At 66.4% G+C, this 11,330-nt stretch carries 8 protein-coding genes and 1 pseudogene; 6 read left to right on the plus strand and 3 right to left on the minus strand.

The window, feature by feature from the left end; genetic code table 11:
- Both DUPY_RS29185 and DUPY_RS00655 read right to left on the minus strand, forming a co-directional pair.
- Positions 1-354: two-component regulator propeller domain-containing protein (locus tag DUPY_RS29185; protein WP_371851718.1), on the minus strand; the 354-nt coding region annotated here is incomplete at its 3' end.
- Positions 272-1,759 (minus strand): ligand-binding sensor domain-containing protein, encoded by a 1,488-nt coding sequence (locus DUPY_RS00655; protein WP_141749357.1) that lies wholly within the window; start codon positions 1,757-1,759, stop codon positions 272-274. The genes DUPY_RS00655 and DUPY_RS29185, both read right to left, overlap by 83 nt.
- 282 nt (positions 1,760-2,041) lie before the next feature.
- Between DUPY_RS00655 and DUPY_RS29340 the strand changes: the two are divergent.
- The 6 genes and pseudogenes from DUPY_RS29340 to rsmI all read left to right on the plus strand — a co-directional run.
- Positions 2,042-2,758, plus strand: a pseudogene (locus tag DUPY_RS29340) (cache domain-containing protein); the annotation flags it as partial.
- A 245-nt stretch (positions 2,759-3,003) separates the two neighbouring features.
- Entirely contained in the window at positions 3,004-5,427 is a 2,424-nt protein-coding gene (locus DUPY_RS00660) for a response regulator (protein WP_229255190.1), read from the plus strand.
- 159 nt (positions 5,428-5,586) lie between these two features.
- A complete protein-coding gene (locus DUPY_RS00665) occupies positions 5,587-7,950 on the plus strand; it encodes a catecholate siderophore receptor Fiu (RefSeq protein ID WP_070245809.1) in 2,364 nt (787 codons plus the stop codon).
- 251 nt (positions 7,951-8,201) lie between these two features.
- Positions 8,202-8,894, plus strand: a complete 693-nt coding sequence (locus DUPY_RS00670) for a Fe2+-dependent dioxygenase (protein WP_070245810.1) — start codon at positions 8,202-8,204, stop codon at positions 8,892-8,894.
- Positions 8,895-9,146: 252 nt separating this feature from the next.
- Positions 9,147-9,524, plus strand: coding sequence for a hypothetical protein (locus DUPY_RS28240; RefSeq protein ID WP_070245811.1), 378 nt, complete (start codon positions 9,147-9,149; stop codon positions 9,522-9,524).
- Positions 9,525-9,531: 7 nt separating this feature from the next.
- Entirely contained in the window at positions 9,532-10,440 is a 909-nt protein-coding gene (gene rsmI, locus DUPY_RS00680) for a 16S rRNA (cytidine(1402)-2'-O)-methyltransferase (protein WP_070245812.1), read from the plus strand.
- Between the two features lie 18 nt (positions 10,441-10,458).
- On the opposite strand, the gene DUPY_RS00685 is transcribed toward rsmI, so the two are convergent.
- Positions 10,459-11,157: a hypothetical protein gene (locus DUPY_RS00685; protein ID WP_141749359.1), complete on the minus strand. Its 699-nt coding sequence runs from the start codon at positions 11,155-11,157 to the stop codon at positions 10,459-10,461.
- Between the last annotated feature and the right edge of the window lie 173 nt (positions 11,158-11,330).

Here is an 11,330-nt window from a genome sequence, read left to right on the forward strand (position 1 = left end):
GGCGACGCCGCCGCTGTTGGTAGCCACCCACAGGCGGCCGCGCCGATCGAACGCCAGCGCGTTGATCAGGCCCTGTGGCAAACCGTCGCTGCGATCCGGCTCCGCCAGGATCTGCTCGGCGCGGCCGGTGGCCGGATCGAAGCGATTCAGGCCGTTGCGGGTGCCCACCCACAGCATGCCGTCGGGCGCTTCCAGCAGGGTGGTAACGCGGCTGTCGGAAAGGGCGCCGGCGGCAGCCGGCCCCTGGCGGTAAGCCCTGACCGTGGCGGCGCTACGGCCCCTGGCGGTAAGCCCTGACCGTGGCGGCGCGTGGATCGTAGCGCAGCAGGCCGCCTGGCGTGCCCAGCCATAAATCGCCGTCGCGCTGGAGAATGCTGCCGATGCGCGGCAACGGCTCGTGGTGCGGCAACGGCACCCGCCGCACCCGGCTGCCCCGGCCGCTGGTATGGTACAGCCCGGCGAGGGTACCGATCCACGCCTCGTTCGGTTCGGCTTCGGTCAGGGCCAGGATCAGGCTGCCGGGCAGGGCGGTGTCGGGCCGCAGCGGATCGGGCCGCAGGCCGGCGCGGCGGGTGGCGTCCGGCGCAATCAGGTCGATGCCCTGGTCGGCCAGCGCCACCCACAGGCGTCCGCTCTGGTCGGTCATGAAGGCCGAGGCTGAAATCTCGGGCAGACCGACGCCGTCAAAAATGGTGCTGAAGGTGCGGTTGCGCGGGTCGTGGGTATCGACGCCGCGTTCGTTGGCTACCCATACCAGGCCGCTGCGGTCGCGCCACAGCGCCGCCACCCGGTCGCTGGCCAGGCTGACCGCGACCGCCGGCCGGTGGGTGATGCGGCGCTGGATGCCGGCGGCATCGAATTCGATCACGCCGTCGCCGTAGGTGCCGGCCCACCACTGGCCGGGCACGGTTTCGGTCAGCGACAGCACCATCGCCTGGCGCCGGCCCTGGTCCGCCAGCGACAGCAGGCGCGCGCCGGCGGTGGCGGCGTCGGTCGCGGCGAAACCCACGCCGCTGCGCAGGGTGCCGAACACCACGCCGCCTTGCGGGTTCTGGCTCAGCGATAGCACCGCGTCGCCCACGCCGGCGATATCGTCAACTTTGTCGATGCGGTTGCCAGCCACGGCGCGCCGCGCCAGCCCGGCGTCCGAGCCGATCCAGAGCACGCCGTCGCGGTCGAGCAACAGCGCGCGGATCTGGTTGGCGCGCTGGCCGCCGGGCGCGGTGTCCGGGCGCCGGTGGTGATGCACCTGGCCGGCTGCATCGACGTAATCGAGCCCGGCGGCCGTGCCCACCCACAGGCCGCCGTCCCGGTCGCTGGCGATCGCATACACGGCCGGACTGGACAGGACGCCCGCCGCCACCCGCACGAAACGCTCGTTCTGCCGGTCATACCGAGCCAGGCCGTCGATACTGGTGCCCACCCACAGGCGACCCTGGCGGTCGACGTGCAGGGTCTGGATGAAGTCGCCGGGCAGCGAATGGGGGTCGTTGGCGTCAAAATAGAAGTTGCGCATCTGGTAGCCGTCCCAGCGCCCGAGCCCGGCCTGGGAGCCGAACCACATGAAGCCGTCGCCGTCCTGGGCCACGCTCATCACGACCGGGCTGGGAAAATCGCGCTCGGCCGGGGACAGGTGCTCGAACACCACCGGCGCCAGCGTGGACCAGCGGTCAGTGCCGGGCGCCGCGCGCAGCGGCACACTGGCCAGTCCGGCAAGCAGGACGGCGGTCGCAGTAGTAAGGAGGACGGTCGGGTTCACCACGAATCAATGCCAAAAGTACCGTAAGTTCCCCAACGCCAACGTGCACAGGGTAATGCATCGTAAAGCAAAGGCTGCGCTTGCGCCATTGCTAACCATGGATTGCAAGTCACGGGCGATTCAATTGCACGTGATTCGCAATCTTGTTGCCATTCTTGAATTTTGATAGGAAAATTCCTATCACTATTGGTTTTCTACGATGCAGCCCCGCACAAGGACGACATGAAGCCACTCGGGATCAAGGCGAAGGTTGCGCTGGCAACCAGTATCACCTCGATCATGATGATCGCCCTGGTAACCGTGGTTCAGGTGCAACGGGTCAAACAGGATTTTTCCCGCGTGCTGTTTACCCAGCAAACCGCGCTGGTGGGCCGCACCGCCGAGGAACTCGACGACAAGCTGACGGCGCTGCTCGAGATCGTCGCTTTTTCCGCGCGCAAGCAGCCGCCCGGCCTGGTCAACTCGGCCGAGCGGCTGCGCGCCTATTACCAGGACCGCGCCATCCTCTCGCTGTTCGACGACCTGATCGTCTACAGCGCCGACGGCAAGGCCATTGCCGACCTGCCGGTCGTGCCCGGCCGGGCGGGCATGGATGTCACCGACCGCGCCTATTTCAGGCAGGTGATGACCACCCGCAAGCCGATGATTACCGAGCCGGTGCTGGGCAAGTACCAGCGCGAACCGATCGTGCAGATGATCGCCCCCGTGCTCGACGAGCGCGGCGAGGTGGTGTGCATCCTGTCCGGCGTGCTGCGGTTGTACAAGAACAACTTCCTGGGCCACCTGCGCCACGCCACCGTCGGCTCCAGCGGCTATTACTTCGCCCTGACGCGCGGCGCCAGGCCGGTGTACGTGCTGCACCCGGACCCCAACCGCCTGCTGCAGCCGCGCGGCGGCCAACTCAACGGTGCGACCACGCTGGCGCTGGCCGACGGCTTCGAGGGCACGGTCGACAGCGTCGATACCGAGGGCCGCGAAGTACTCAACAGCTACAAGATGCTCAAGTCGGTGGACTGGGTGCTGGGCACCTCGCTGCCGGCCGACGAAGCCTACGAGGCATTCGACGGCGTGCTGGCGCGGCTGCTGCTGTGGGGCGGCCTGGCCTCGCTGCTGACGGCGCTGCTGATCGGCAGCCTGGCGGCGCACCTGCTGATCAGCAGCGCCGTCAGCAGCGAGGCCAGGCCGCCGACACCCGCCTGCAAAGCGTACTCGAGTACGCACCGAATGCCATCCTGGTGGTCGGCATGGACGGCCGCATCGAAACCGCCAACCGCGAGTGCGAGCGCTGCTTCGGCTATCCGCGCGACCAGTTGCTGGGCCGCGAGATCGAGATGCTGGTGCCGGCGCCGCTGCGCGCGCGCCATGCCGGCCACCGCGAGCATTTTTTTGCCGAGCGGCTCAGCGCCGAGCCGGTGCGCATGGGGCGTGGCGCCGTGCTGCACGGCCTGCGCAGCGACGGCACCGAATTCCCGATCGAGATCAACCTGAGCGCGGTGCGCACCGACCAGGGCACCAAGGTGCTGGCGGTGATCTCGGACGTGACCGAGCCGCACCGCCTGCGGGTGGAAGCGGCGGCGCGCACCGAAGAACTGGAGCGCGAGCGCGACCGCGCCGAGGCCGCCAACCGGGCCAAGAGCGAATTCGTCGCCAACATGAGCCACGAGATCCGCACGCCGATGAACGCGGTGCTGGGCATGGTGTATTTGCTCGGCAACACCACGCTGACGCCGCAGCAGCGCAAGTACCTGAACATGGTGCGGGTGTCGGGCCAGTCGCTGCTGGGCATCCTCAACGACGTGCTCGACTACTCCAAGATCGAGGCGCGCCACATGGCGCTGGCGCCGGTCGAGTTCAACCTCGACGACACCATGAATTCGCTGGCCACCACCATGACAATGAACGCCGGCGACAAGGAAATCGAACTGGCCATCGCGGTCGATCCGGCCGTGCCGAGGCACCTGCGCGGCGACGCCTTGCGGCTGCAGCAAATCCTGGTCAACCTGGCCGGCAACGCCATCAAGTTTACCGCCGCCGGCGAGGTGGTGGTGTCGATCACGCTGGCCGAGTCCACCTCGCCGGACGTGGTGCGGCTGCACTTCGAAGTGCGCGATACCGGCATGGGCATGACCGCCCAGCAGCTGGGCCAGCTGTTCCACGCTTTTTCGCAGGGCGACCAGAGCATCACCCGGCGCTTCGGCGGCACCGGCCTGGGCCTGGCAATCACGCGCCGGCTGATCGAGCTGATGGGCGGCGAGATCGCGGTCAGCAGCACCGAGGGCCACGGTTCGCGCTTCTGGTTCGAATTGCCGTTCGAGGTGCTGCCGGAGCGCGGCGAAGCGCGGCGCCGGCCGGCGATTGGCGAGCTGCGCCTGCTGGTGGCCGACGACAGCGACACCAGCCGCACCCTGATCGCCCGGATCATCCGCGCCTGGGGCTGGCAGGCCGACGAAGTGGCCTCCGGCACCGAGGCGCTGGCCATGTTCCGCGCCAGCCTGGACGCCGGCCAGCCGTACGACGTGGTGCTGGCCGACTGGCACATGCCGGGCATGGACGGGCTGGCCACGGCCAAGGGCATCCGCGCGGCCGCGCCCGAGGGCGGCCAGCCGGTGGTGGTGATGGTCAACGCCTTTGCCCGCGACCGCCTGGAAGAAATTTCCGCCGCGCCCGAGGTGGACGTGGTGCTGGTCAAACCGATCACCAGCTCCAACCTGTTCGACGCCCTGCACGAGGCGCTGGTGACCAACGGCGAGACCGGCTTGCAGGTGGCGGCCGAACAGGACATCGAGGGCACGCTGGCCGGTTGCCGGCTGCTGCTGGTGGAAGACAACGTGGCCAACCAGGTGGTGGCTTGCGGCATGCTCGAGCTGGCCGGCGCGCTGGTCGACGTGGTGGACAACGGCCAGCAGGCGGTCGACCGCATGAGCACGCGCCAGGGCGAGTACGATGCGGTGCTGATGGACATGCAGATGCCGGTCATGGACGGCTTTACGGCCACCCGCATCCTGCGCCAGGAACTCAAGCTGACCTTGCCCATCGTGGCGATGACGGCCGGCGTGCTCGAAGCCGAGCGCGAGCGCAGCGTGACGGTGGGTGTGACCGCGTTCATTCCGAAACCGATCGAGGTCGAGCAAATGCTGGCGGTGCTGCTGCAGCATCTGCCTAAAAAAAAATCTGCTGCTGCTCCTGCTGCTGCTCCTGCTGCTGCCCCTGCTGCTGCCCCTGCTGCTGCTCCTGCGCCGCTGCCGGTACCGGAACGGCCTCCCGCCACCGCCCGGCTGGTGGCAGCGCCTGCTTCAGCACCCGGCAGCGAAGCCGACGTCTTCAACGTGGACAAGCTGATGCGGGTGATGGGCAAGGATGCCAAGGGCAGGGCGGTGATGCTCAAGATGGTGCGCGGCGCCATCGAAGGCGGCATGGGGCCGGCCGACGAGGCAGGCCAGGCGATCGCCGCCGGGCGCCTGCCCGATGCCGCCCGCCAGTTCCACACCCTGCGCGGCGCGGTAGGGGTACTGGGCGCGCGCCGCCTGATCCAGGCCACCAAGGACGCCGAGGACGCCATTGCCGCCGGCGACACGGTGGCGATCGCTGCCGGCTACCAAGCCGTGCGCGCCGAACTGCAGGCGGCGCTGGACCAGGCCGGCGCCTGGCTCGCCCTGCAGCCGGATTGACAGAAGGAAACTCCAACACATTTGCAGAAATACCACATGTAAACGATATTGATAACAATTCGCATTTACGAATTGCGTGATCATCGTTACAATCTCGCGGATTAGTCGAATAACAACCGGCAACGAGCCGTCCAACCTATCCGAACGAGAGATACCGCAATGATCAAGAGCCGCAAGCACGCGCAGTCGCGTTTCAACCAACACATGAGCGCCGCGCTGGCCGCAATGCTGCTGCCGGTGGCCGCGCACGCCGCTGCCGCCGCCGACGAGCAGTCGCAAACCCCGCAAACCCTGTCCGAAGTCAAGGTGCAGGGCGCCGCCGAAGAAACCTTCAAGGCCGACCGCGCGGTCTCGGCCAAGTACACCGAAAAACTGGTCGATACCGCCCAGACCATCACCGTGATCAAGAAGGAACTGATCGAGCAGCAAGGCGCGGTCTCGCTGACCGAAGCGCTGCGCAACACGCCCGGCGTGGGCGCGTTCTTCCTCGGTGAAAACGGCAACACCAACACCGGCGACGCCATCTTCATGCGCGGCTTCGACACTTCGGGCAGCATCTACGTCGATGGCGTGCGCGACGTCGGCTCGATCACCCGCGACATCTTCAACATCGAACAGATCGACGTGCTCAAGGGCCCGGCCGGCACCGACAACGGCCGCAGCGCGCCGACCGGTTCGATCAACCTGGTCAGCAAGCGTCCGCAACTGGAAGACGCCTACCTCGGCTCCGTCACCGTGGGCAGCGGCAAGCAGCGCCGCGCCACCGCCGACGTCAACCAGGTGATCAACGCCGACAGCGGCACCGCCTTCCGCCTCAACGCCCTGGTGCAGGACAGCGGCAACCCGGCCCGCGACATGGTCAAGAACAAGCGCTGGGCCGTGGCGCCGTCGCTGGCGATCGGCCTCAATAGTCCTACCCGCTTCTACCTGAACTACCTGCACGTCAAGCAGGACAATATTCCCGATGGCGGCGTGCTGACCATCGGCCTGCCGGGCTACACCCCGCCCTACCTGGCCGCAGCCACCACCGGTACCCCGGCCGTGATTGCCGCCAGTATTGCCGCCGCCGCCGCCGACCGCATTCGCCTGGCGCCGCTGGCCACTGCGCCGCGCGTCGATCCGAAGAATTTCTACGGCTCGGAAAAGGACCACGACAACGTCACCGCCGACCAGTTCACGGCGCGCCTGGAACTCGACTTCGCCAACGGCGTCAAGCTGCAGAACACCACCCGTTACGGCAAGAACAAGCAGGACTACCTGCTGACCGCGTTCATGGCCACCTCCGCCAACCTGATCGTCACCGGCACGCCCGATACCTGGACCATGGCCCGCACCACCCTGACCTACAAGGACCAGATCAACAAGGTGCTGACCAACCAGACCACCCTCACCGGCGAATTCGACACGGGCGCGGTCAAGCACACGCTGGTGGCCGGCCTGGAATTCATCACCGAGAAGCAGACCAACTACACCATCGCCACCAACCCAGGCGCCACCATCACCCGCACCAGCATCTACAACCCGAACCCGGCCACGCCGCAAACCTTCAGCTATGCCCGCACCGGCGCGCAAGCGGTGGGCAACACCGACACCCAGGCCGTGTACCTGTTCGATACCGCCAAGTTCGGCGACTGGATCTTCAACGGCGGCGTCCGACTGGACCACTACAGCACCACCTATGACAGCGTCGCCATCCAGGCCGCAGTCACCGGCAACAATCCGCAGCTGATCCCGGTCGGCACCCGCATCGCCACCAATCTCAAGGTGGGCGACACGCTGGTCAACGGCAAGCTGTCGGCACTGTACAAGCTCACACCAGAGAGCAGCATCTACGCGCTGGCAGCGAGCTCGAAAGCGCCACCGGGCGGCACCAACTTCTCGCTGAGCGCGGCCGCCAACAGCGCCGCCAACCCGAACTATGATCCTCAGGAAACCACCAACTACGAGTTCGGCGGCAAGTGGGATCTGCTCAAGCAAAAACTGTCGCTGTCGGCGGCGGTGTACCGCACCACCGTGAAAAACGAAGTGGAGCAGGACGCCACCAGCGGCACCTACTTCCAGACCGGCGAGAAGCGCAACCAGGGCGTGGAACTGGGCGTGACCGGTGAGATCAGCCGTGGCTGGCTGGTGAGCGCAGGCTACACCCGCATGTCAGCCAAGGTCACCAACGGCCGCGCGGTGTCCGCCGACGGCGAAGTCTACCTGGCCTACACGCCGAAGCAGTCGTTCACTTCGTGGACCTCGTACACCCTGCCGTTCGGCCTGACCATCGGCGGCGGCGTGCGCTTCAACGACCAGCTGCGTCGCGGCACCGACGGCGCCGTCGGCACCCCGTCCCATATCGATTCGTACTGGGTGGCCGACGCCATGGCCAGCTACCCGCTCAGCAAGAACGTCGACCTGCGCCTGAACGTGTACAACATCGCCGACAAGGACTATGTTGCATCGATCAACAAGTCCGGTTACCGTTACACCCCGGGCCAGCCGCGTTCGGGCAGCCTGACGGCCAATTTCAAGTTCTAAGCATCATCGTCCAAGCATTGTCGATGCCTAGCAGCCTGTCGGACTTGGGGAGTCAGAGCGAAAAAATAGCTGGTCGAGGACAGATTTTGTCGATTTCGCAGCGCCCATAGCTGGCTATGGGCCGAGAAAGCGGCGAAATATGGACCGATCCAGGTATTTTTGCAGCTGACGATCCCAAGTCCGGCAGACTGCTAACTGCACCTGAGCCCCGCCGTCACCGGCGGGGCTTTTTTCATAGCAAGGAGTGATTCATGTTGTTGCATATCCCTGGCGTTTTGAACCGCGAACAGGTGGCGGCCCTGCGCGCCCGCCTCGACACCACCGACTGGGTCGATGGCCGCACCACGGTCGGCGCCCAGGGCGCCCAGGTCAAGCAGAACCGCCAGCTCGGCGAAACCTCGCCGCTGGCGCTCGAACTGGGCCAGGTGGTGCTGGCGGCGCTGGCCGCCAGCCCGGTGTTCTTCGCTGCCGCGCTGCCGCTGCGCACCATCGCGCCGCTGTTCAACAGCTATGCCGGTGGCGAGCACTACGGCGCCCACGTCGATGGCGCCATGCGCCGCATGCCAGCGACAGCTGCCGGTCCCGGTGCATGGGTGCGCACCGATGTCTCGAGCACGCTGTTTTTAAGCGATCCGGACGACTACGATGGCGGCGAGCTGATTGTTACCGACGTGTACGGCGAACACGAGGTCAAGCTGCCGGCCGGCGACCTGATCCTGTATCCATCGACCAGCATCCACCGGGTGGAACCGGTCACGCGCGGCGCCCGCGTGTGTTCGTTCTTCTGGACCCAGAGCATGGTGCGCGACGATATGCGGCGCTCGATGTTGTTCGAGCTGGACCAGAACATCCAGAGCCTGCGCGCGCGCCTGGGCGACTGCCCGGAACTGGTGGGCCTGACCGGCCATTATCACAACCTGTTGCGCCAGTGGAGCGAAGCTTAACAGCCGGAAAATACAGCATCGGCCGACCGTTGTTTTACGGTCGCGCCAGCATTTTTTTGATGCAATAAAGACCATATAATTAAAGAACGTTCATTACAATCGTCCCTACGGGCGGCTGGCATGCGATTGCATCGGCATCGGTGCACAGCCTCCCACTTCAGGGAGGCAACCATGTCATGCAACCATCCGGCCGCACGACCGGCTTCACGCACTTCATCAACCCAATCCACCCAATCCACCCAATCCACCCCATTGAACCGGCTGCGTACCGTCCTGCGCCTGGTGCCCCTGGTCTGCGCGGCCTGGTGCGGCAATGCGCTGGCAGTCGACGTCCTGTTCCAGGGGCCGCCCGGCAGCAGCGGCGTCAACGGCGCCACGCCCGGCGCGCCCGGCACCGCCGGTAGCGCCGCGCCGCCCGCTTCCTACTTGTTGTTCGGCGCCGATCCGGTCAATCGCCTGGTGGTCGGTGGCGGCGCTGCCGGCAACGGCGCGGGAGCGGGGGCCGGCGGCGGGCTTATAATGATAGGCACGGACGAGCCGCACCCGCTCATCAACGCCAGCGCCGCCACTGCGGCCACTGCCGCGCACAACCTCATTTTTTTCATCTTGCCCCCTAATTACAATCACTGACCACGATATGTCTGAACACACACCCCGCGCCATTTCCGCCCTTCCTGTCTTGGAAGAAACAGCGCACCAGACCTATCCTAGCGCAACCTTGTACGTCGTGGCGACCCCCATCGGTAATGTCGCCGACATCAGTGTGCGCGCTTTGCACGTTTTAAGCCTGGTCGATGCGGTCGCGTGCGAGGATACCCGCAACACCGCGCAACTGATGACACGCTTCGGCCTGCACCGCCCGCTGATCGCCGCCCACCAGCACAACGAGCGCGAAGTGGCCGAAACGCTGATCGCCCGCCTGCAGGCCGGCGAACGCATCGCGCTGGTCTCAGACGCCGGCACCCCGGCCGTTTCCGACCCCGGCGCACGCATCGTCGAAGCCGTGCGCGCGGCCGGCCTGCGCGTGCTGCCGCTGCCCGGTGCGTCGGCGGCGGTAACGGCGCTGTCGGCCAGCGGCCTGGTCAACGACCAGTTTTATTTCGTGGGCTTTTTGCCAGCCAAGGCCAGGCAGCGTGAAAACTTCCTGTCGACCTTGCGCACGGTGACCGCCACCATGGTGTTCTACGAAGCGCCGCACCGCATTCTCGACTGCGCCACCGCGCTGGCAGCCGTGTTCGAGCCCGAGCGCGAGGTCGTGTTCGCGCGCGAGCTGACCAAGATGTTCGAGGAAATCCACCGCTGCCCGCTGTCCGAGGCCGAGGCCTGGATCCGCGCCGACGCCCACCGCGAAAAAGGCGAGTTCGTGGTGCTGCTGGCCGGCGCGCCTTCGCAGGACGGCGAGAGCGATGCCGATGCCGAGCGCATCCTAAAAATTTTGCTGACCGAGTGTTCGGTCAAGCAGGCGGCTTCCCTGGCGGCGCAGATTACCGGCCGCAAGAAGAATGCGCTGTATGACCGGGCCTTGCAGCTCAAGCAGGAAGAATAACAGCGGCGGCAGCGGCGGCTACCACTTGCAGCCGCTGTCCTTCTTATCGAGCAGCCATACCAGCGGCGCCAGCAAGCCACCGGGCGTGTTACGGCAGTCGCTGCGCTTGGCGCCGGCAATGCCTTTTTGCAGCCGGGTTTCATGGTCTTCCGGGTACAGCGGATGGTCGTCGAGGCGCTTGGCCAGCGAGTCGGGGCGGGTGGTGTCTTTTTCAGTGGCTACCCGACGTGCGGCCCGGCGCGCCGCCTCCATGTCGAAGGTGGCGGCGGCTGGTTCGCGCAGCGGATCGTAGGACGCGGCCGGCGCCGTGATTGCCCCGGTAGCGGCAGCAGTGGTGGCCGTCGTGGTCGTCGTGGCCGTCGTGGCCGTCGCGCTGGCGATGGCGCTGGTGCTGCCGGTGCTGTGGTCAGCCTCTGGCGCTGGCTGCTTTGGCGTCGCCTCGGCCCGCGCCACGGCGGTCCGCTCACGCGACCGGGGCGAACCTGGAGCTCTTGTCGATGGCGTGGTCGCAGGTTTGGCCGGTTCGACTTTTGCCACCGGCGGCTTGAATGGTTGCAGCCACACTGTCATGGTCCGGTTAGGCGGCGGCTCCGGCGGCAGCTTGGGGGCGGCCAGGCGGTAGCCCAAGATCAGCGCCGCGTGCAGCGCCAGCGAAATCAAAATGCCCGGCACGATGCCGGGGCGCCGCATTGATTCCGTCGATAACGCTGCGCTCATGGCCGGTCCTTGGTTGGGGTGCATGCATTTTATGTAAGTTCCAGCGGTTTGCGCCGGAAATGGCATAAATATTTATGACGCCCTTGACGGAGCGTGCGGCAGCTTGTATTATCTTGCTTCTTCGGAGTGTAGCGCAGCCCGGTAGCGCACCTGGTTTGGGACCAGGGGGTCCA

This window comes from Duganella phyllosphaerae (genome assembly GCF_001758785.1).
GTDB lineage: Bacteria > Pseudomonadota > Gammaproteobacteria > Burkholderiales > Burkholderiaceae_D > Rugamonas > Rugamonas phyllosphaerae.